Annotated in this window: 19 protein-coding genes and 3 pseudogenes; 6 read left to right on the top strand and 16 right to left on the bottom strand. The window is 39.4% G+C overall.

Going from position 1 to position 21727, the window contains the following annotated elements; translation table 11 throughout:
* Window positions 1-48: 48 nt before the first annotated feature.
* From HNR31_RS12670 to HNR31_RS12690, 4 genes and pseudogenes are all read right to left on the bottom strand, one after another.
* Entirely contained in the window at window positions 49-468 is a 420-nt protein-coding gene (locus HNR31_RS12670; protein WP_181556604.1) for a CoA-binding protein, read from the bottom strand.
* Window positions 469-600: 132 nt separating this feature from the next.
* Window positions 601-2722, bottom strand: a pseudogene (locus tag HNR31_RS12675) (thioredoxin domain-containing protein).
* A gap of 90 nt (window positions 2723-2812) precedes the next feature.
* The gene (locus HNR31_RS12685; RefSeq protein WP_181556607.1) at window positions 2813-2980 is read right to left on the bottom strand and encodes a hypothetical protein; all 168 of its coding nucleotides are present in this window, start codon (window positions 2978-2980) and stop codon (window positions 2813-2815) included.
* A gap of 235 nt (window positions 2981-3215) precedes the next feature.
* Complete coding sequence (locus HNR31_RS12690; RefSeq protein WP_181556608.1) at window positions 3216-3617, bottom strand: hypothetical protein; 402 nt, start codon at window positions 3615-3617, stop codon at window positions 3216-3218.
* Window positions 3618-3793: 176 nt separating this feature from the next.
* Between HNR31_RS12690 and HNR31_RS12695 the strand changes: the two genes are divergently transcribed.
* Window positions 3794-4962, top strand: a protein-coding gene (locus tag HNR31_RS12695; protein WP_181556609.1) for an IS3 family transposase whose coding sequence is annotated in 2 segments (ribosomal slippage) — window positions 3794-4061 and window positions 4061-4962 — 1170 coding nt in all. Because the reading frame shifts where the segments join, the coding sequence is not laid out codon by codon here.
* Window positions 4963-5015: 53 nt separating this feature from the next.
* Window positions 5016-5798, top strand: a pseudogene (locus tag HNR31_RS12700) (IS256 family transposase); the annotation flags it as partial.
* A gap of 729 nt (window positions 5799-6527) precedes the next feature.
* Here HNR31_RS12700 and HNR31_RS12705 read toward each other — a convergent pair.
* Both HNR31_RS12705 and dcm read right to left on the bottom strand, forming a co-directional pair.
* Window positions 6528-7709: a type II restriction endonuclease gene (locus tag HNR31_RS12705; protein WP_171334669.1), complete on the bottom strand. Its 1182-nt coding sequence runs from the start codon at window positions 7707-7709 to the stop codon at window positions 6528-6530.
* Window positions 7696-8685: a DNA (cytosine-5-)-methyltransferase gene (dcm, locus tag HNR31_RS12710; protein WP_253263640.1), complete on the bottom strand. Its 990-nt coding sequence runs from the start codon at window positions 8683-8685 to the stop codon at window positions 7696-7698. The genes HNR31_RS12705 and dcm overlap by 14 nt, the downstream gene beginning before the upstream one ends.
* A 126-nt stretch (window positions 8686-8811) precedes the next feature.
* Here dcm and HNR31_RS12715 point away from each other — a divergent pair, with 126 nt between their 5' ends.
* The 3 genes and pseudogenes from HNR31_RS12715 (at window position 8812) to HNR31_RS12725 (ending at window position 10714) form a co-directional block, all read left to right on the top strand.
* A complete protein-coding gene (locus HNR31_RS12715; RefSeq protein ID WP_128999959.1) occupies window positions 8812-9102 on the top strand; it encodes a hypothetical protein in 291 nt (96 codons plus the stop codon).
* 163 nt (window positions 9103-9265) lie between these two features.
* A pseudogene (locus HNR31_RS19325) lies at window positions 9266-9541 on the top strand (recombinase family protein); the annotation flags it as partial.
* A gap of 246 nt (window positions 9542-9787) precedes the next feature.
* Window positions 9788-10714 carry a recombinase family protein gene (locus tag HNR31_RS12725; protein WP_181556611.1) on the top strand — a complete coding sequence of 309 codons (927 nt, stop codon included), beginning with the start codon at window positions 9788-9790 and terminating at the stop codon, window positions 10712-10714.
* Window positions 10715-10801: 87 nt separating this feature from the next.
* Here HNR31_RS12725 and HNR31_RS12730 read toward each other — a convergent pair whose 3' ends face one another.
* Entirely contained in the window at window positions 10802-10963 is a 162-nt protein-coding gene (locus HNR31_RS12730) for a DUF255 domain-containing protein (RefSeq protein WP_181556612.1), read from the bottom strand.
* Between the two features lie 531 nt (window positions 10964-11494).
* Here HNR31_RS12730 and HNR31_RS12735 point away from each other — a divergent pair.
* A complete protein-coding gene (locus tag HNR31_RS12735) occupies window positions 11495-12010 on the top strand; it encodes a DUF2269 family protein (RefSeq protein WP_181556613.1) in 516 nt (171 codons plus the stop codon).
* A 1137-nt stretch (window positions 12011-13147) separates the two neighbouring features.
* Here HNR31_RS12735 and HNR31_RS12740 read toward each other — a convergent pair.
* The 9 genes from HNR31_RS12740 to HNR31_RS12770 form a co-directional block, all read right to left on the bottom strand.
* Complete coding sequence (locus tag HNR31_RS12740) at window positions 13148-14728, bottom strand: SagB family peptide dehydrogenase (RefSeq protein ID WP_181556614.1); 1581 nt, start codon at window positions 14726-14728, stop codon at window positions 13148-13150.
* A 221-nt stretch (window positions 14729-14949) separates the two neighbouring features.
* A complete protein-coding gene (locus tag HNR31_RS18810; RefSeq protein WP_309505702.1) occupies window positions 14950-15456 on the bottom strand; it encodes a hypothetical protein in 507 nt (168 codons plus the stop codon).
* Window positions 15457-15480: 24 nt separating this feature from the next.
* Window positions 15481-16017, bottom strand: coding sequence for a hypothetical protein (locus HNR31_RS18815; RefSeq protein WP_258561074.1), 537 nt, complete (start codon window positions 16015-16017; stop codon window positions 15481-15483).
* Entirely contained in the window at window positions 15983-16525 is a 543-nt protein-coding gene (locus HNR31_RS18820) for a transposase (protein ID WP_258561075.1), read from the bottom strand. The genes HNR31_RS18815 and HNR31_RS18820 overlap by 35 nt, the downstream gene beginning before the upstream one ends.
* Window positions 16526-16745: 220 nt before the next feature.
* Window positions 16746-18689: a TOMM precursor leader peptide-binding protein gene (locus HNR31_RS12755; protein ID WP_181556615.1), complete on the bottom strand. Its 1944-nt coding sequence runs from the start codon at window positions 18687-18689 to the stop codon at window positions 16746-16748.
* Entirely contained in the window at window positions 18689-20653 is a 1965-nt protein-coding gene (locus HNR31_RS12760) for a putative thiazole-containing bacteriocin maturation protein (protein WP_181556616.1), read from the bottom strand. Before HNR31_RS12760 ends, HNR31_RS12755 begins: the two co-directional genes overlap by 1 nt.
* Window positions 20654-20711: 58 nt before the next feature.
* Window positions 20712-20906: a hypothetical protein gene (locus HNR31_RS18825; RefSeq protein WP_309505708.1), complete on the bottom strand. Its 195-nt coding sequence runs from the start codon at window positions 20904-20906 to the stop codon at window positions 20712-20714.
* Window positions 20812-21096, bottom strand: a complete 285-nt coding sequence (locus HNR31_RS12765; protein WP_181556617.1) for a heterocycloanthracin/sonorensin family bacteriocin — start codon at window positions 21094-21096, stop codon at window positions 20812-20814. The genes HNR31_RS18825 and HNR31_RS12765 overlap by 95 nt, the downstream gene beginning before the upstream one ends.
* Window positions 21097-21261: 165 nt before the next feature.
* Window positions 21262-21726 (bottom strand): hypothetical protein, encoded by a 465-nt coding sequence (locus HNR31_RS12770; protein WP_181556618.1) that lies wholly within the window; start codon window positions 21724-21726, stop codon window positions 21262-21264.
* Window position 21727 lies beyond the last annotated feature (1 nt).

Consider the following 21727-nt stretch of genomic DNA (forward strand, 5'->3'; position numbering starts at 1 on the left):
AAAAATGGAAATGACCATCTTTATAAAACAAAGATGGTCGAATCCGTTTTACCCCTTTTTCGTTAATGCATGTTCGACTTTAATACAGCGATCCATCACAACGGTATACCCTTTTTCTTTTAGAAACTCGTAAGCTTCCTCATTGACAACGCCTAATTGAGCCCAAAATACATCCGCATCGATTTGCGCAAATTCACGGGCGATTTCAGGCAAATGCTCCGGACGACGAAAAACGTTGACAATGTCGACATGACCGTCAATGTCTTTTAACGTTTTCACCGCTTTAATTCCTTCCCATTCATCAATCGTCGGGTTCACCGGAATAATCTCATATCCTGCGTCTTTCATCGCTTTCGTTACCATGTAAGACGTGCGCTCAGGATTATTGGATAAACCAACGACCGCAATGCGTTTTGCTTTTTGCAAGATTTGTGCAATCTCCTCGCGGCTTGGATTTGTGATCGGCATTCCTTTTCTCTCCTTTTGTTTGTTCTTTTTTCTAGTATTTCTTCATCAAGAAAAAGAATCCTGCTGTCTATTTTAAAAACATTCTCTTTCTTTGACATTTCGCAAAACCATATTGAATTAATACAACCACTTTTACTCGAGCAGCTGCTTCAACACTGCTTCAACATCAGTCGTCGGTTGTAAACAAGCAAAATTTTCACATATATAGATAGTCGTTTCGTCTCCGATTTGTTGATATTCCGCTGCAAAGGGGACAATTGCGGAAAAATCAGATGGATGTTCCGCAACCAATACGGAATAATTCGGAACAAATGTTTTTTGCAATAGCTTCAATAGTTTTTCTCTTTTTTCGTCGCCCTTTTTCCCAAAAATCACAATTTCCTTTGTCAGCATCTCGAAAAGCAACAAGCCTTGAAGGAAAAACGTATGGCCGCTTTCATACGCTTCCACTTGACGTTTGAAGGTCGAATACATCTTTTCCGCCTTGTCTAATAGTTGTAAGTCACCGGTGAGTCTAGCAAGGCGAATCATTTGCACAGCCGCAACACTATTTCCTGATGGCAAAGCCCCATCATAAATTTCTTTTTCGCGAACAATTAGCCGTTCTGCATCTTTTCCTGTAAAATAAAAACCGCCGTTTTCCTCGTCCCAAAATAGCTCGATCATCTCTTGAGTACGTTCCATTGCTCTTTTTAAATATGATCGTTCAAATGTCGCTTCATACATCTCGACATAAGCCCAAATCAAATAGGCGTAATCGTCAATAACCCCTTTATTTTTTACTTCGCCTTCACGGTAGCGCACCATCACTCTTCCATCTTGAATGACATGTGTTTCAATAAATGCCAGCGCTTGCTTTGCCATGTCAAGGTAGGAGCCAGTTTCATATACTTTCGCCGCTTTTGCTAAACCTGCAATCATTAACGCATTCCAAGCGGTTAAAATTTTATCGTCAACATGCGGGTAAACGCGTGACGAACGCTCAACAAACAGCTGTTGTCTCGCCGCTTCGAGCTTTTCTTTTAGCCCTTCTTTCGCCAGTCCATATCGTTTTGCAATCCCCGCTAAGTTCGTATGAATTAAATTAGGTACATTATGTCCTTCAAAATTCCCTTCTTCTGTAATGTCGTACACTTCGCAATACAATTCACCCAATTCCGTTCCGAGCACGTTCAACACTTCATCTTGATCCCATACATAATATTTTCCTTCGATCCCCTCTGAATCTGCGTCAATCGCCGAGTAAAACGCTCCTTCCGTCGATGTCATCTCCCGTTTCACAAACTCGATAATTTGCTCGCTTATTTCTTTGTAGCGTTCATTGTTAGTAAGCTGATATGCCTCTGTATAGGCTATTAAAAGCAGGGCATTATCATAAAGCATTTTCTCAAAATGCGGCACAAGCCACATCGCGTCGGTCGAATAACGAGCAAAACCGTATCCAATATGATCGTAAATTCCTCCGTTAGCCATGCTGTTCAACGTTTTTTCTGTCATGAGCAGCGCGTGTTCTTGCCCTTTCCATTTGTAATAACGCATTAAAAACATCAGCATATGCGGAATGGGAAACTTCGGAGCACCGCCAAAGCCGCCATAAATCCCGTCAAAACTGTTCGCCAACTGTCGGTATGTTTGATCTAAAGCGGTTGATGGAAGCCGATCTTTCTCATGAGCTTGAACAGATTGATGGAGGCTTTTCGTGATTTGTTCTGAAATCTTTATGATTTCGTCCGGATGTTTTTTAAATTTCTCATATAACTGTGTAAGTACTTCAATAAATCCCGGGCGTCCATACCGGCTTCGTTTAGGAAAATACGTTCCTGCATAAAACGGCTTTTGATCAGGAGTTAAAAATACACTTAGCGGCCAGCCGCCATGCCCTGTGAGCATTTGACAAACACGCATATAAATAGAATCAATATCCGGTCGTTCCTCCCGATCCACTTTAATGGACACATATGTTTCATTTAATATCTTTGCAACTTCTTCGTCCTCAAAACTTTCATGCGCCATGACATGGCACCAGTGACATGTAGACTAATACTCCAATTCTTCTGCGTATTTCTATTCCAAGCCCCCTATTCGAGGGCTAGGAATAGCCTATGCTTAAAAATATTGGCTTTCCTTCTTCTTTCGCTTTCTGGAACGCTCTAGGACTCCATTCCATCCAGTTAACAGGATTGTGTGCATGTTGTAACAAGTACGGACTTTTGCTATGTATTAATTCGTTTGTGTATTTATGTTTATTGCTCATATTTAACCACCCTTTTTAAAATATTGTTCTTGCTTATTATAGGATTATTTTAACATTTTTATTTGAGAAATAAAAAAGACACTTTGTCATTTATGCAGACAAAGTGTCATCGTTTTGTAATTCTACAGAAATGAAAGCGGCTATTTGGTTTAACATTTCGTTAAACTGTTCAATCGCTTCCACGCTTCGCTCAGAAAAAGTAATAATTATGTTAGTGTTTTTATTTTTAATAATTAATTTTTCTTGTTCTCCGCACATAATACATACCTCCTGATCGCTAGCAGGAGTGGTATGTATTATATTAGTGCTATAAATTTTATTTTTAAACAGTGTTTTAATTATTATTGCTAATACATGTAGTTTAAACTGTGTTACAAATAGTCATACAAATATTAGTTTTAGTTTGTATTTTAACGGCAACCACTTGCTGTTTTTATTTTTTATCAATGTAAATGTAATGTTAAGTAAAGCAGGGATTAACCCTGCTTTACATTTAAACATGCTGAGGTATAAAATCTATCTTATCCTCATAAAAAAGTTCTAGTAGATCATTGGCCTTAAATTTCTTGTTTTTCACAGTATTATTACCAATTTCATACTCAAGAAACTGAATAGTAATATTTTTTAAAGCAAAAAGTGGTAAAACTTGAGGAAAAACCCCTACTAATACACAAGGATGAAAGACTACTACTGTACTGTTATGTTCAAGTCTTTTGTAAAACTCGAATAACTTCCGAAAATTCCTATCAAAAAACAAAGCATCATCAAATTTTATTTGTTCTTCTTCTTCAATTTCAGATAGAACAAAACAATGTTTTTTAAACTCATCTAGCAATACTTGCCCTGCCAAGTGGCTTTTAAGTAAATAAGTAAAGTAATAAACTTTTTTAGACATTTAAATTCCCCCTAATCGTTTTTGGTTATATGGAATGTATAATTCCCTTTCAAATGGATTTACATATAACTCCGATTAGGGATTTATTAATAAAGTTGATGTTAGTCTAAAAAGTGGACACAGAGAACAGAGAGATTATAATAAACTTAATTACAATCGGTTCGAGGTGTCCAATCATGAAAAAGAGAACATTTGATCAAGAATACAAGATTCAAGCCGTTGAGTTATGTTTGGAGGGGGACAAGTCCATCGCCCAAGTGGCAAAAGAATTAGGATTGGCATACAACACTCTTCACCGTTGGGTCAAAGAATACAAAGAAAGCAATGGCACAAGCTTTGTAGGTTCAGGAAACATCAAGCCACAAAATCAAGAAATCATCGAGCTACGCCGCCGCAATCAAGAGCTGGAAGAGGAATTAGCGATTTTAAAAAAGGCGTTAGGCATCTTCACCAGAAACCAGAAGTAATTTACGCGTTCATTTTTCAACATCGAAATGAATTTCTTGTTGTGAAGATGTGCCAAGTTCTCGGTGTTTCTAAAAGTGGGTATTATGCATGGTTGAAACGCCCAAAAAGCAACCAAAAAGAGAAAAAAGAACAACTGACCCAACAGATTCGGAATGAGTATCTCAAGTCACGCAAGATTTACGGAAGTCCGAAAATGACGCAAGAACTACGCAAACAAGGGATTTGTGTGTCTCAAAAGACAGTCGCTCGTATCATGAGTGAAGAAGGATTGAGATCGATTACGGTGCGTAAATACAAGGCAACGACCAATAGTAATCACCCTTACAACGTGTATGCGAATCTGTTAGACCAGAACTTCCAAGCAACGGCTCCCAATGAAGTATGGATGGCCGATATCACGTACATTCCTACTGATGAAGGATGGTTGTATGTAGCCAGCATCATGGATTTATATACACGAAAGATCGTAGGTTGGTATATCGATAATCGAATGACCAAAGAGTTAGTCATCAAAGCCTTACAACGAGCGTTAAACAGCGAGAAACCAACAGGAAGAGTGATTCACCACTCGGATCGTGGAAGCCAGTATGCGTCGAATGATTATCAACAACTGTTACAAGAGCATCATTTTCAAGTCAGTATGTTGAGACGTGGAAACTGTTACGACAACGCTTGTATGGAGTCGTTTCATAGCTTAATCAAGAAAGAATGCATCTATCCCAATCGATTCCGTACGCGAAAAGAAGCGAAACAAGCCATTTTTGAGTACATCGAATGCTTCTACAACCGAAAAAGGAGTCATTCCGCTCTTGAATATGTATCGCCATGTGAATTTGAGGCTGCTTACTACGCTAACCAGAGAAAAGTAGCTGCCTAAGTTCAGCTATTTCTCTCTGTTTAACGTGTCCGTTTTCTTGACATAGCACCAGTATTACCGATGTCGTGAAGGAAGACATCGAGAAATGGCACACTCGTCCACTGCACAAGCGTTATTCCGTCTTATATTTGGATGGTTTATACGTAAAACTTCGTCGCGAAACCGTGGAGAAAGAAGTCATTTATGTGGTGTTGGGGGTCAACGAAGAAGGGTATCGTGAAATTCTTGATTTTTTCATAGGAGGACAGGAAAGTGCCTATGGATAGCAGGAGATTCTTCAACAGCTCTACCAAAGAGGCGTCAAGGAAGTGCTTCTGGGCGTATTCGATGGTCTTCCGGGGCTGGAGGAAGCCTTTAAGGCCGTTTATCCGAAAGCTGATGTACAGCGTTGTATCATTCACAAAGTCCGTAACACCTTAAATCGTGTTCGGAAAAAAGACCAATTCGAAATGGCGGAGGATCTGAAACTCATTTATCGTTCTCCGAATAAAGAAATCGCATTGGAGATGTTTCAACAGTTTGAATCCAAATGGTCTCGCAAGTACCCAAGGGAAGTCCAATCTTGGGCCAATGAGTTGGATGTCCTCCTTACATTTATGGATTATCCAAGCAGTATTCGAAGTGTGATTTATACGACCAATGCCATCGAACGAACGATCAAGGAGATTCGGAAACGTCTAAAGCCGATGAACAGTTTGAATAGTTTAGAAGCCGCTGAAAAAGTCGTATATTTGACCATTCAAGATTTTAATGAGAAATGGGCAGGACGAAAGTTACGAGGATTTGCCGAAGCACAGGAAGCCCTCGAGCGAATGTTTGAAGAACGTTATCATTAACCAAATACTGTAAATAAACAAAATAAGGGAATTCTCCCTTTCCACACAGGAGACTGAATATTCAGTCTCCTGTGTGAAGGAAACCGGTTCCCTATCCATTTCAAATCCATTTCAGAGATACCCTATCTATCTTACATTACACAAAATTCTTGACGGTACCCCTGCTTTTGGCTTGTCAACTATAACTATCAATTACTTTGAATAATATCATTATACATTCTCTCAAACAGTTCCAATGGCAATGTAAACTTTGTTGTTTTATCACTACGCTAATAAGTAACTATTTCAACTTGATTTCCCTTTTTCTCAACTTCTAATAAAGCATTTTCACCTTTTCCTTAATAGACACCAAACAGTTTCCATTGTTTCTTTTCTTTCTTTTTGTAGTCGTAAATTATACTAAAATTACTCATAGAAATTTCCCTTCCTAATAAAAGTTTGTTTTAATATTCTTTATGTATTTATTTTTTACATTAAATACCAAATTGTCTTTTAAGAAATCGATAAATCCTGCCATAACAATCAAAAAAATGACGTGACAAAACCTCCGTCAGTTCGCACGTCATTTTGCATGGCATATTTCATTTTGCACCCGAAAACAGAACCTGTTAGTCATTCCTCCTTTTTATTTGCATGTATAAACACCCTAACCCATTCCTAACTCGAATGTAGAGTAGATTTAAACTTAATTTTAGGTTAATCCAAAAGAAAAAGACCCGTAAAGGTCTTTTATATCAACGAATATTTTTCTTCTGCATAGTGAATGAACTTTTCAACGGTCCATAATCTATCCTGATATTCTGCTGGATACAATGAGTGATAAGGTTTTGGCACAACTAGAATAACTTTTTCTTCAGCCATTTCATCCAACTGGTTTGGAGATATCCCTTGTTGAAGTGTTAATAAGTGCTTTTCTTTTATCCTGTTTGCTTCATTAAGTATCTGTCTCCATCTGTCCTTACAGGTGGTCTTTACTCCTAAAAAGATCAAATTGTTTTCAGGAAATGACATATCCGCATATGCAGCATTTGAAGGAAACAAGAAATCTGGTTTTTTATTTCCTTCAGATTTGCCGGGATGACTAAATGGGATATTGTATGAAGATAACAAGAAATCAACATGATGTTCTAAAGACTTTCCTGCACGACTTTTTCTTCTATTTATAACACTGTTTGCAATAGTAATTAATGTCTCTAAATCATTCAAAGGTTTTGTTAGATAGTCTTTATAAACATTTCTTTCAATCGATCGAAATACACTATATTCTGTTTTCACCCACTCTAAAATAATATTGTCTGGTGAAAATTGCTTTTTCTTGTATACATGTTGATGTATTCTTCTTGCTATTTCTGCAAGTTGAATAGTTTCAGGGAAATCATCAAATTGAGCAGCAACATCTTCAATTTCTTTTTCCAACTTTGCTGATAAGTCAATATCTTTTACTTTACCTCCATTGTATACTGCATTATTATCCATAAGAGATAAAGAGAATGTATCTATAAATATTTCAATCTCTTCTTCTGTGTCTAAGATATAAACTTTATAATTCTCCATGTCCATTGGAATAAAGATAATTAAGTTTCCTACCTGCTCTGTTTTATCAAAAGGCGAATTACTCCAAAACCTAGTAATTCGATATTCATTTCGTGTTCTTCTTCCATAATAAATCACACGGCTTTCAAAAGGATGATAACCGTCAATATGTACTTTTATAAACTTATCTTTATTTTCCCCTTTTACTCCTTTCTCCTCAAAAAAGATATTCCAAGCCTGTTTTGCAATGTAAAGTCCTACTTGATGTGCTCCTGTCAAATCAACATCATTAGCAGAAATAAACTTACAATAAAAGCGACCAAATTTCTTGGCCGCCTCAATAGCATTAGTCAGTTTTTCAGAATTATTTTGTTGCATACTCGGCCCGACCCTCTTCCAGATTGTCTTCAATTGTTTCATCCCGTTCTATGGCTTGTATCATCTTTTCTGCTATCAATTTAACAACGGGAACAGCAACACTGTTGCCAAATTGCTTATATGCAGCAGTGTTACTAACTACAATCTTAAAAGAATCTGGAAATCCTTGCAAGCGCGCACATTCGCGTGGAGTTAATTTTCTCGGATTTTTCCCTTCTTGCGGGATTAGAATTTCTGAACCGTCCTTATAGTATCTGGCAGAAAGAGTACGGGAATATGAATCTAAATTGGCTAACCCATAACCGAAACCATTTCCTTTTTTAGCATGTTTTTCTTTGTATGCTTGTAGGTATTCCCAAAGTTTGTCGCTTAATGTGTATTTATCATCTACATTCTCTTCCAAGATGCTTCTTAGTGGTGGTCCCTGTTCAGGTATTTTCGGAAACTCAAATTTAAGGGGCTTTTTAAAGCCTACAATATATATACGCTCACGATTTTGAGGAACAAGCCCTTTTGCATTTAATATCGCATCGTAAACCGTATAACCTAAGTCGTTCTCCAAGACATTTTTTATTACTTTGTATGTTCTACCTTTATCATGACTTTTAAGGTTTTTTACATTTTCCAATAGGAAAGCCTGTGGCTGTTTTTCCTTTAAAATACGAGCGATATCAAAGAATAAAGTTCCTTGAGTTTCGTCGAGAAATCCATGTGGTCTTCCCAAAGATTTTTTTTTGCTTACACCTGCAATAGAAAATGGCTGACATGGGAAGCCAGCGAGCAAAATATCATGATCGGGAATATCCTTAGCATCAATCTGTCTAATATCACCATGTGGTTTCTCACCAAAGTTAGCCATATAGGTTTCCTGTGCTTTTACATCCCATTCAGATGAGAACACACAAATACCGTACGGTTCGAAGGCAAGCCGCATACCTCCAATTCCTGCAAAAAGATCAATAAAACGATATAGCAAATTTGACACCTCCTTCGAACACTAGTCCTAACTCAATTATAGCAAATTTTGTTGTTTAATGGTCGTTTAAATGATAAAATATCATAGTTGCCTTTTACAATACCCTAAAAGAAAGGGTTGATACAAGTGGCAAACGTCGTAATTTATTACCAAACAAAAGAAACAGAAAAGACGGAAGAAGCAATTGAATTTATAAATAACTTAATACAACAATTAGAAACAAACTATGTTATAAAAGGAGTATTTATAGATAATCTCAATGAGAGAAATGAATTTTATGAATTACTTAATTCCCCATTAAATGAAATCGATATTATCTTTCTTGAAAAACCGTTGGAAGACGAGTTTGATAAAAAATTATTGTTTGAAGTAGCAAAAATGGAAAATATACATATAAAATATTTTGGACAGATATAACCTTCTTTTTGGTTATATCTGTTTTTTTGTTTACGGACCAACTCTAATTAATCTATTATGGATATAGCACATATTTGCATGGAGGTATAAGGTAATGGAATCCAAAATTAAAAATGTTGCCATTTATCTTCGCAAATCCCGCGCGTAAGAAAATCAAGAAGATGTTCTAGAAAATCACCGTGAAACATTGATTGAATTTTGCAATGAAAAAGGTTGGAAGATACTCGCTATTTTCGAAGACTTAGGAAGTTCAGATTCAATTGATTTCCGCCCAGAGTTTAAGAAAATGCTAGATAATATTGCTCTTGAACTATATGATGCGGTTGTTGTCATGGATTACGACAGACTTACACGTGGCGATGACATGCAGCGGGCAATTATTAAATCGTATTTCAAAGAATCTAAAACATTGATCGTTGATATCAGGGACAGATTATAGATTTGACAGATGAAGAAGATATTCTTGGCGAAATCAAAGGTGTTCTTTCCCGATATGAATATTTGCAAATTAAAAAACGACTATATAGAGGAAAAAACGATCAATAAGAAAGGGGCAATGGGGAAATGGTCCGGCCCCTTACGGATACAAATACAATCGAAAAACGAAGAAATTAGAGATTGATGAACAAGAAGCGCAAATTTTCCGTTTTATGGTTGACTGTTATTTACATCAGGATATGGGAATATGGAAGATTACACGATTACTACGTCAGAAGGAGTTAGAACCCGGCGCGGGGCATTGTGGCACGATAACAGTATTCGTAGGCTCTTTACTAATCAAGTTTACCTAGGCAGAATCATTGACGGAAAAACAGAAGGTAGTTTGCATAAGAACAGACCTACATGTGAGTTTAAGGTTAAAGATCCAGAAGAATGGGTTATTGTTGAAAACACTCATCCCCCTCTTTTAACTGAAGAGGAATTTGCACAAATACAGCAGAAACTAATTAAAGAACAGAAATTTCCTACACACTCGAAAAAGTCCAAGCAGTTATTCTCTGGCTTATTGTTTTGCGGAAAATGCGGTAAAGCCATGACATCTAATAGAAAATACTCTTCTAGAAGAAAAAAGAAAGTTTTTATCGTAAAGAAATGTCAAGCAATTGATGAAAACGGAAACGTATGCGGCAATAAAGGGATACATGGAGATTACATTCTAGAAGCAATAAATACATTTATTAAAAGATATGAAAAGCAGTTGTTTAAAAATAAAAAGACAAAAAAACAAATTCAAGAAGAAAACCGCTTACTAAATTTAATTGAAGAATATAAGAAGATGATTCCGAAAATGGAACAAGTGCTTGAAAAAAACAAAGAAATGTTTATTGCCGAAGTCATTACTATCGATGAATTAAAAGAGCGAAACGAAAAACAGAAAAAGGAGATTGAAAAAGCAAAAAGCGAACTAAGAAAACTTGAAACTGTTTATTACTATTCCAAACAAGAAACCGCAGAAGAGAGAAAGAAACGATTTGAAGAATTTGTTAAAAATTTTGATTTAGAAAAATTAGACACTGAAACGGCTAACAATTTGCTAAAAACAATTATTGATAAGATTATTCTTACAGAGCAACCAGACGGAACAGTTCATATCCATATACAGCCTTTATAATAAGAAACCCTTATTTATCAAGGGTTTTTTATTTTTGGAGTATTACTGGATGTGACACCAATGACATGTGCGTTAGAATAACCAAATCTAGCTATACCCAATCGATAGGAAAACAGGCTTGTTTTCCCGCTTCGCCTTTTCAAAAGCTTCTTCTCCCCATGCATACCAGTCTACTGGATTATATGCATGTTGTAGTAAGTACGGAGATTTTTCAGCGATTAATCGATTGGGTTTCCGATTTGTTGTCATTGGGCACCACCTCCTTTATTTATTAGAGCTTCATCTATCTTAATTTACCACAAAATACCTTTGACAATTCAATAAAAAATAGGGTGCAGAACAATTAAGTTCCATACCTTAAATAGTCTAAAAATTGGACACAGAAAACAGAGAGATGATAATAAACATAATTACAATAGGTTCGAGGTATATCCAAATCTAAAAATTTAGCGAGTATCATGGATTTATATACTCGTTAGGGTTAACACAAAAGGCATTCATCCTAAAAAACATAATCTATATGCAATGATGGTAACAGCTTTTATGGCTGTTACCTTTTTTAATCAAAGGTTTTGTTACGGAATACAACAAACAATCTTATATAAAAATAAGACCGCAGGAGTAGAGATAATTAAGACTGCAGCACATATATTAATTATTTTTATCACTATTATAATGAAAAGTGCCAGTACAACGACTACATAGAAAAATGCTTATATAAAGGAATCCAAACATTTTTCTAAAATATAAAGATAATAGAGCATCTTGGAGGTATGGAAAATGAAAAAAATAGGACCTAATGGTATGAAGTGGTTGAAAATTATCCATGTTTTTCTAGTTGTATTATTCTTTGGTGGAATTTTGAGTTCATTGGCATTAAACCTTCATATTGACCTTACAAAATATGACGAGTCCTATCTTGGTTATAAGAACATTATTATTATCAGTGATAATATTGTCAGATGGGGTGCAATTGGAACTTTACTAGTGGGTTTCACATATGGATTTTTCACCAATTGGGGATTTTTTAAGCATAGATGGGTTGGCGTAAAATTTGTTCTTTATATTATCCAAACGATTGTTGGGATTTTTGTTATAGACAAGTTGATGGTGGCTAATATGAAATTATTGGAAACTCAAAAAGAATTGGCTTTAAGTAATCCAATTTTCATTCAAAATCACGAGATAAGACAATATGCGGTCTACTTTCAAGTTGTCGTCACAATTTTTATATTTATTATTTCATTTTTAAAACCTTGGAGAAAGAAAAAACTTCAATCGAAACAAAAAAGTTAATATTTATTGTTGCTAATTACAATGCTAAAAGCGTGGTTAAATATAACCACACCTTTAGCATTTTTATCATCTAATTCTAATGCTATTTAGACATTTTTGGTGTGTTAATTGTCATTTTGCACCTCAAAACGGAAACTGTTAGAATAATTCTACCTTTTATATTCTTTCCAGTGTATCTCCATTTTTGGTTCATTACTTCCTTTAGGATATAGGTGTCTTCCATCTGTTTTGTTTCGTCATTGTAGTAGACTAAAAACTGTGTATGATCCTGTTTGTTCACTGCTTTAGCAGCGTATTCAAATGTTGAAAAGTTACCCATATTATCAAAGAGTGTACCGTACCATAAATAACAGTTTCATCTTTAAATGTATTTTTTATATATTCCTGTGCTTGGATTTTTACCTTTTTCACTTCATCCTCATCTGCCTTCATGCTTTGTACAAATGCGAAAGAAAGAGATCCAATAAAAGATAAAGGAAGATAATTATGAATAAAAATTGGTATCGGTGTATTCGGCATATTCGCATTAGGTATTATATTTACTTTCTGAATTGTGAAGTTAAGTTGATACTCAAATAGAGAAATTTCAAGAACGATGGAAGCGGCATATTTTAATGTATCACCAACTTTCTTTGTACTATTACTCCGCTAACCTGTTTCTCTTTTGCTATACTCTTTTACTCAACTCCATGTATCTAGCGATTTGACCAATAGCTACAGCCGGTCCTTTACTGAGTTTCAATTCAAAATTTCATCAACGGCTAAAAAGTCAATTAGACCAGCATCAGTTGAGTATTCCACTCCATTTGGTCCATAATCATCCGGGTGTAACCTTCATCTTTTTCCATTTATAGAGTGAATATTTTGTGCTATCATTACCATCCTTCAACAGCTGCTTTTCTCGCGCCGTTTGGTAAGGGACTTCAAAACGTTTACTTTGTATTCTTTATAATTAAGAATGTAAGTAGTTGATATTCATCTTTGGTACAAAGCACATGTACATAACCTAAGAAAACCTTGCTTTCGAAATAGTATATAAAAGCATTTTCGTTTACCAAAAAACTGTCGAGTCATTCCTTAAAACGTTGAATAGGAATATCCTTTCCTATGTTAGTAATAAACTATAAAATGTTTCTTCTAACTACGCAAACTCCCTTTTAACCAGGCGCGAGGACGATAGGATCCGACAGGGATTTGGATTAAGCTTGTTTTCCCTTGCGAATCGATCTTGTAAAGTTTATCGCATAAGTTCACATCAAATCCAAGGAGTGGATGCCCGCCCATCCCCATGGCAGACGCCGCCAAGAGCAGTCGTTGCACGAGCATGCCCGCCTCCATCTGTTGAATGCGATATCCTCTGTATCCTAATTCCGTTTTGAGGTGATCCTTGTCTCCTACCACATGTAGACAGAGCGGCACTTGGAATAGATTGACATTATCCATTGACATTCCGTATTGCAGGACGTGTCGATAATCCCCGAAACGTATCCGTTTTAACGCATGAGTATCACTGTCATAACAGTAAGCCCCATTGGGAACGTCTTCAACGTTATAAAAACAGCCATACAGTGAGACACGGGACGGCGGCTTCTCATGCTCTCCATCTAAATCATTTCGATACGAGAAAGAAAGCGTTGCTTCTTGTAGCAAAGTGGCCAATTGTTGTTGACTTACCTTTCCCAAAATAAAATCCATATCTGGTGAATGCCGCTTCTGGCAGACTGACGCCAGATCATACGATAATCGCTTCACGCAAGGCATAACTACCGCTTGCATCCCACAAGTAACATTCTTCTCTCCCTTAATCTGTCGAAATGATCGTGGTGATTCTAGCATGGATGCTTCATTCATTTTTCTCAGCATCGGATAGTCAATGATCCTCCGTGACCGAATATAATAATGATGCTGAACTGCTGGCACTTCTCGGCATAATTCAGCGGCAGAGGCACTTTCTTCTAAGTGATTATCGTTATCAAACCAAGTGGTTGAAGACTCCACAGATAATGGAATAACCGCATATACACTCTCTTCCTGTTCGGATAGTCCAAGCAGATGGTTGATGGCCCTATCAAGAAATTGGAAATACACTGCCGATGCGAAGTCGAACCGTTTCGCCACTTCCAACAGTTGCCCGATTAGCACGCCAGCATCCAGCCCTTGCAGACGATAGGCAAAATTATTGTATTTAAAGAAATTCTTCCAAAACATTGTCGATACAAAAACAATACCGAAACAAGCCGACACGTCACATCGATTGCCTAGGGCCCCAGTTAGATAGGAATCGAAATTGCCTTCCCGCAACAATATCAAGCGATGATGTGCCACATCGTAATGGTACACTCCATCTGGAACATCCTTTATTTTCAAATAGACGTATAATTCGTTTGGATACAGCGCCCCTCCGGAGGGAACAAACCGCCGGTACAAGTGCATTAGGTTTGCCGCCTGTTCGGTGGAATCCAACGCAAAGTCCGCTTGGCAAAATTGGGTAAGGCCGAAAACATACCAGAGAAAATGACCTATTTCTTCTAGGTCGGGCTTTTCAGACACTTCCCTTCCCTCGAGCGTTAACGGTATCTCTGGAGAAAGCGGAATCACTGGCAAGCTACGGTACAGCTTATACGCAAGCGGCGCATCTTCCCAGTCTACCTCCCAATCTGGCGGTACAACCTTATCGACATCAAAATGAAGATGGTGTAAAAACGTCTCTAGCTTCATCCTCCTGCCTGGTTACTAAAATCTATAAACATCTACAAAACGCGATGGAACCAGGAAACATCACTTGCCGCTCGGATTTTCACCGAGTTCCATCGGGAAGGGAAGTCCCTTGTCATTCACCTATTGTGAAAGACACCCCGTGGCTCGCTGTTAGCGACGGCATCTGTCGCGCACCATTCCTTCCATCGGTCAGTACACGACAACGATTTTAATAACCAAGTCTACACCTCCTTCAGTTGAATTTGGTACTGATTCAGCCAACAGAATTTATGAAACATGTTCCATAATGACCATTCATGTTCCTCTTTGAATTTGAAGTTCTCTATTTTTTTCAGCATCATACCTAGATATTGTCGTTGTTTTTTTCCGCTTTTTGATTGCTTGTAGGATTCTTCCATCGACCCTAACACGGCAATCAAATGGCGTTTCACTTTCGCTTTTATGGTGTCAATGAGTTCTTTTGGCAACCGTTCACGATATCCTAACCCTCGTCTGCCAATGACAAATGCAGCACTTTCATGAACGGATAACCCATACTTTTTCATATACTTGAAACGTCCGATGACGCTTGTATACGCCGGATTCACCTTTTTGATGCGAACCCCAAGCCGTAAACCCCGACGAAGGATCGTTTCCGTCAGCTTTTTCTTTTTGAAATGGTGTGTCAAGCGATTGAATCGTCTGTCCGTATCATGTTGTTGTCTTAGTTGGATGTTTTCGATGACCACTGCGCCCACGTTTTCTTGAAGCAATCAATTATACATATCGCGAACCGTTTCGCCGATGAGGTTGTTTCGTTTATTCGCTTTCGCATATTCCAGTTCATGACAGTAAAACACTTTTGATTTAAGAAAGTTCCCTTGCTTCGAAACAATACTTACAGCGATTCGGTTGATATTGATGTCAATCCCAGCAATTCGCTCCGCTTGAATCGGTTCATCGCAGGTAAGTTCCCTTCCGTATATCTCTTCTTCATAAATGAGATGGATGTAATATTTCCCGTTCTTGCGTTTGATTTCGAAAGTGTACGGTTGATATTCGATGATGGGCTTACCTTTTGAATTCACGCCCACCTGCTCGCCCATGATGACATCGATAATTTCCTGTTCATATTTTTCAGGAACATAGACCGAAAACCTCAAACAGGGAGCTTGTTTTCCTTCTTGTTGTCCAAGTGGATTCGCGATTTCTACATAACATTCATACGTGTGGTCGTCATACACTAGACGAATATTCAAATTTCCTTTTTTGCTTTTATCGCCTCTGGCATACAACTGATTCGATCGCAAATCTTTCCATTCTTCGTTCGTGATGTTTCCTTTCAGGCGCTTGTAAAAGTTTTGTTTTCCGCCAAAAATCACTTTTGGAATGGTACCGGCATTCAAATGAATCCTGCAGCTCAGCTTCTGTAGCTTTTAGCTTTTCTAACCGTTGGTGCAATCCGTTGAGACAAGTTTTTATATCGACATTCTTCGGTGTTTTTCGTCCATGTTGGTATTCATCCATTTTCTTCGCTGCTTTTTCCATTTTCACCTGCACATCCTCCAGCCGCATTGGAAGTAACTCACGTTGAAAAGAAATCAGCGATTGAGCAAGCAAGACCGCGTCTTCAGCATACCGTTTGTTGAGCGGAAATTGGTGCCGAAGGTGTTTGATGATGTCTTGGGCGTTCATTCCCTCCAGCAACCGGTTGAACGCATATCGCTTGGCTGAACAAAGGACACGCATCAACTCGTCTAATGAGTGAAGTTGTGTTTCATCATCGGAAACGATTTTTACCACCCGAACCGTTTTCATCCCCTTGCCGTCCCCCTATGTTTGGATTCTTAAGAACATATATTCGCCAAATATTCTTCATTTCCTTTTTACATGAGGAAAGGGAGTTCTAATTTTCTCAGCATGACCTAGGGGGGAAGGTTCAGAAGATAGTCGAAATCCATAAATTCAGGTAAAAAACAAGAGATATTTAAATGATTTCACACATTTTTGTAGATTCGGAATGAACTGGCTATACCTCCTATGGGAACGGATGGGGATGTGGATTAAGCTGTTCAAGCGTGAGCGGTTGTTTTGTATACCCAAGTTCCATTGGTACCCGGAGCACCCTCTCCAGACCTGTCACGCGGGTAAGGTGATGTCCAAATGTCATCGGTAGCATTCCCGGAATCAGTACTTTCACGCAATATAATCCGTTTCGTTTCGTTACGGGAGTGGTCTGATCCACCACAATTACCTCGAGGTTCAATCGTCGGAACTTCTGAAGAATGTCCTGCAAGTCATCAGTCAAGTCTGTATTCTTCGTTTGCCACTTGAATTCCTCTTCAAACGTTCGCAACGGACGATGATCATCCAGCAAAAACTGCAGGCGCTCCTCTGCTTCCGGCAAGCCATACAGCATGCCATGGTCCTCCATCTGCTGTACTAATAACGGATCGCGTAACATTTTCTCATATTTCTCTCGGTTTGCCTCCAATTTCTCGTCAAGCACAAGCATCATGCCTGCTAACTCGTGAATCGCGCTTTTCACCGCCCGTATAGGGTCCGGATGAGCTCCGGCAGCACAGATGAGATTCATCCCCTCTTGTTTCCTGTTTTTCGCCATTGCCCAGACGCTTGGAATCCCGTGCTCCATCGTCGAGTTGAACAAATACAGATCATATCCCGCCACCACACGTACACGGTCGACCATCAACTGTAATTCTTTATCGTTAGCGGAACTAAGGTCAAGGCGCGGAAGAGGCAACTGCGCATACCAAGTCATCAAGAATGAATCGCGCTCCACCACCTCCAAAATGGCATGGAAAATCGCTTCCTCTAAACTCCCGCCTAATGCACATCCGTTGGAAGTTTCATAGACAAAGCCATCCCCACATCCTAAACTGTAGTATGCCAATAACTCTGGAACCAAAATCGGACGCTCTTGTAAAAACGAATAGCCCCATACCCAATTCATTTGGCGATCAGGATGAAATGGTTTGAACGGAAAATCAGGCCGTTCATACTGTTCCTGTGCATGGATCCCCACCTTTACTGGGTTGAGCGCCTTATCTTCGAGGTTTCGGTAACTGCCATAAATCACCGTTCGCTTGCCACGAGGTTCGATACCGCAATATCTCTCCAATCCCTCCAAAATGGCAGTTAACTCGCTAACCTCATAAGAATGAGTCCGGCCTGCTACCCCCTCGTCGCCTATAAACAATGGCATATTTACAATGACATCAGCAAACGGCGGCACGAAATTATGCATTTTACCATTCAATAATCCAGTTCGGTAATCGAGATAGTCTTTGACCAGAACTTTTTTTAAATCCTCTATCGGACGACAGCGGTAACTGTCAGCGCTGATCTTCGGACTGGATTGCAATGATATGCGGGCTGCTGCCGGTGAATCATCAGGTAATTGACCACATACTGGACATAACGGGTCGGGCAGAAAAAAGTGACATGAGTTCTTTAATGTTTTCAGATTGATTAGAAACAACCTTTCTTCTAAGTGGGTACGACTGCCTTCTAACACCCTCTGCGTCTCCGTAACAATCAGGTGAGCCATCTGCAAAAGTCCTGTTCGCGATGCCCATGCATCACACTGTATTCCTCCTTGCACCGCCATCCTCTGTTGCAGTTCCCACATCTCCTTGCGGTCGTACCCCGCTATAAGGCGTCGCATGTCGGCACACTGAGAGCATCCTGAGGTACTAGGGCGAACTAGCGGACCGATCACGCCTTCCCCAAATGAAACGAAGCCTCGAAGCCATGGAATGCCTAACGATCGTAGCACCTCTTCTGCCTTGTAATGAACGGTGGGATACCAGGTATCGTGCAACACTAGAGCAAAATTCGTTTCTTTCGGAACCCCTTCCTCGAAATCAATTTGGCGAATGACCCGATACTGGACGGATAATTTTTCACACACAAAATCCGCCAATATTCCTTCTCCAACAATTAATACGCAAGTATCCATCAGGCTTTCTCCTCTCTTAACAGCACTCCAAACACCCCTGCCAATTCCTCTTTCAAAAAAGGTTCTATCGTTAAATCAAAGACGAAGAGCTGCATTCTGTTTTGTTTCAAGATCTGCATGGCAGACTGCAAGAACTCCAATTGTGTTTTCTCTTCACAATTGAGAATTTCAAGTCTTAATGGTGCCTCTTCATTTAGAAGAACGGACGATTCCTCCAGCGCTTGTGTTCGGAATGAAGCCGTTTGATTTTGTGAATCCATAAGCGCCTGCTCTAGCGCTTTCCGAAACGCCATTGTGATATTCAAGCCTGCGCTGCCGTACCAGCGACCGCTCGTGCCGACCCATATCACAGGAAAACCCGACACCCTCTCTCCCAAGCCGATCGTCGGCGTTCCATGCATCGTAGTCAGCGCCTGCAAATAAAATCTGCAGCGTTCATCCTCTACCGTACCCAGCCGTACCCGAAAAATAGATTCTCTTTGATTAACCTGTCGTTTGTTCAGCTCTTCGTTTAAACACCTTTGCAATCCCCGACAAATGCCTTCCGCAATCGTTTCCCCTGCTCCGACACCGATAAATTCCTGTGATGTTATCACATCAACATCCTCTTCGTGGTTTAAGGATGCCGTAACAAGTAAATCTATCATTGGCGATACATACGATTCAATTCCAGTCAATCCCGCTTCCCGCCGTGCCTCTTCATGTGTCAGACCTGCACAAATAACTTCTGGAAGCAGCTCAGCCGGTCCCTCTGATAATGGGTTAACAGCTTGAACGCAGCACTGCGCCAACGGAAGCTGCTTCAAGTCCCTTTCCTCCCATATATGGAAAATTCCAGATTCCACGGATGTCAATTGACTAAAATAATGAAACAATCTACTCGGATCATCGCAGCTCGAATTCTGTTTAAGCCTCAAATCAAGGTCTTGAACCAATTCAGCCGCCACACATTCAGTCGTCACCAGCGGATGTTTGATGAACGAATGCCAGTTGCCTTCCAACGTTTCCAGATCGAGAAGAAAAAACTGATTTCTCTGTTCTGATTTTGTCACTCCTGTCACTTTTTTGAATAATTCAAACACAATCACATTCGCCAACATCGCTCCCGATGTTGAAGAAAAAGTTTGCAATGGCCGGTCTTTGCGAAGCGCGGATCGGTGTATGCGACGCCATGCGGACTCCCAACATCCCTCAGAGTCCGGATGCACTAATGGCCCTGCTAAGCCCACCTGCTGCAGAGATATGGCGGGGAGAAACCCCTTCTTTTCCTCCCTGCAAATCGCATGAAGAGCCCGTAGTTCCTCTACATTGCCTTCCTGTGAGACATATAAAATCCACTCAAATGGCTGCACAACTTCTCGCCAAGAACTCCCGTCAGCTCCCCCTTGTAAGTCTATCTCCTCTATTGCCACTTCGGAGTCCATTTTGCGGGCATTGTCCACCAGTTCCTTCAACCGCAGTCGATTAGTAGGCATCGAGTCTGTAACAAGAACATGGAACTTAGGCAATCCTGATTCGATCAACGCAGAAACCAATGAGATAAAAAAGGGGCCAGAGCCGATTGCCAATACTTTAGATTGACGATATACTTGAAAACGGAACGCACCGGAATCAACGAAATTTTCTATAAATTCAATTTGCGAAGCATACTTTTTAAGAATCTTGCTATCCAATTGATGCGGACAGTCTTGGCTCACATCCCGAACAAAGCCGTTTTGATACAGAATTTCTGCGATTTCATACACCCTGTTCCGATATGAGACCGGTAATCCATCTGTTAATTCTCCTAATGTGTGCTCTCCGTTGAACATTGGCATCAGTTTTTCAATCCACTGATAGATTGTACTGCCTTTCATACGAAATGAACTTGAGTTATTCCTAAAATACACACCACCGTTTGGATCAGGGATAAAAAACGTGTCTCCTTTCACCTTCAGACGCGAGAAATCGTTCAGATTTATCATTCTACTCCTCCTTATCCGTGAGTTTGTTCCTGAATGCGTAGTATCATTTTATGTACTTCTATTTGTCCCTTATGTTCATTTCATAGAGAGGACCCCTGCAGAGAATTATACAGGGGTAGTCCTTTCTTCTTAGGTAATCACCTTTTTGAGCTAGGGAACTAAACTCCAAAACCACCTCCCCAGCAATTGAAACAGCTAAAGCAGCTAAAGCAGTTAAAACAACGTCCACCACAACGCCCAAAGCATTGTCCACCACAACGTCCAAAGCATTGCCCTCCACAACGTCCAAAACACTGTCCACCACAACGCCCTCCACAGCGTCCACCACATTGACGAGCATCATCAATCAAATAGGTCTGGGTTTGAGGATCCCAAACCATCACCTCATCCGCTACGAAATCATCCATACCTAACATTTGAAGTTCATTTTGGAAATTATACATTTTACACCATCCTATTGTTATAAATTTGTTGTTTCCAGCGACGTAACTAGAAACGGAAAGGAGGAGTAGAACGAAGGTAATCAGCAAGATATCTGTGGAGCAGATAAATCCACCAACTACTTCGAGTCCTCTCCTCAACAAACTATGAACTCTGTTAGGCTGTTGTTACTGATTGAGGTGCCTATTTTCATTGAGACTTCGTAAAACCGTATGAACCTCTCCTCCCCTCATTCCATTCATTCCATGAAGAGGTGAGAGTTTCTTATCACTTCGCTTCTGCGTAGAAGAAGGTGGTCTCCTTCCATCGATGACTGTATCGAAAACCTTCTCGATGAATTCTGTAAGCAACAGTGGCATCATACCGATGGAGAGTTTCACCCCTTCTACTACTTTTTGCTTACGCAATCCGTAGCAACATTCGATTTCTTTGATCGTTCCCTTTGGCAGATGCGACGCATACAAGACGATCGGCTTTTCTTGTTTTCCATGATAAATGCCCATGGAGAGTTCGATTTTTTCGTTTTCATATACTTTGAATCCGTCTTTCGCCCATTTTGTGTTGAAGTACTTCTTTTTCTTGTAAGGATAACAAGCAGGCTGTCCGTCCTTGTTGAATGGCTCGGTGATCAAG

Source organism: Thermaerobacillus caldiproteolyticus, assembly GCF_013761245.1.
Lineage (GTDB): Bacteria > Bacillota > Bacilli > Bacillales > Anoxybacillaceae > Thermaerobacillus > Thermaerobacillus caldiproteolyticus.

What these genes read in the sequence shown, in the direction of transcription:
- HNR31_RS12670 (WP_181556604.1), bottom strand. Translation starts at nt 468, where the DNA reads ATGCCGATCACAAATCCAAGCCGCGAGGAGATTGCACAAATCTTGCAA.
- HNR31_RS12705 (WP_171334669.1), bottom strand. Translation starts at nt 7,709, where the DNA reads ATGCAACAAAATAATTCTGAAAAACTGACTAATGCTATTGAGGCGGCC.
- HNR31_RS12765 (WP_181556617.1), bottom strand. Translation starts at nt 21,096, where the DNA reads ATGTATAATTTCCAAAATGAACTTCAAATGTTAGGTATGGATGATTTC.
- HNR31_RS12725 (WP_181556611.1), top strand. Translation starts at nt 9,788, where the DNA reads ATGGAAGATTACACGATTACTACGTCAGAAGGAGTTAGAACCCGGCGC.
- HNR31_RS12755 (WP_181556615.1), bottom strand. Translation starts at nt 18,689, where the DNA reads ATGGATACTTGCGTATTAATTGTTGGAGAAGGAATATTGGCGGATTTT.
- HNR31_RS12740 (WP_181556614.1), bottom strand. Translation starts at nt 14,728, where the DNA reads ATGAAGCTAGAGACGTTTTTACACCATCTTCATTTTGATGTCGATAAG.
- HNR31_RS12685 (WP_181556607.1), bottom strand. Translation starts at nt 2,980, where the DNA reads ATGTGCGGAGAACAAGAAAAATTAATTATTAAAAATAAAAACACTAAC.
- HNR31_RS12730 (WP_181556612.1), bottom strand. Translation starts at nt 10,963, where the DNA reads ATGACAACAAATCGGAAACCCAATCGATTAATCGCTGAAAAATCTCCG.
- HNR31_RS12735 (WP_181556613.1), top strand. Translation starts at nt 11,495, where the DNA reads ATGAAAAAAATAGGACCTAATGGTATGAAGTGGTTGAAAATTATCCAT.
- HNR31_RS12760 (WP_181556616.1), bottom strand. Translation starts at nt 20,653, where the DNA reads ATGATAAATCTGAACGATTTCTCGCGTCTGAAGGTGAAAGGAGACACG.
- HNR31_RS18820 (WP_258561075.1), bottom strand. Translation starts at nt 16,525, where the DNA reads ATGAAAACGGTTCGGGTGGTAAAAATCGTTTCCGATGATGAAACACAA.
- HNR31_RS12690 (WP_181556608.1), bottom strand. Translation starts at nt 3,617, where the DNA reads ATGTCTAAAAAAGTTTATTACTTTACTTATTTACTTAAAAGCCACTTG.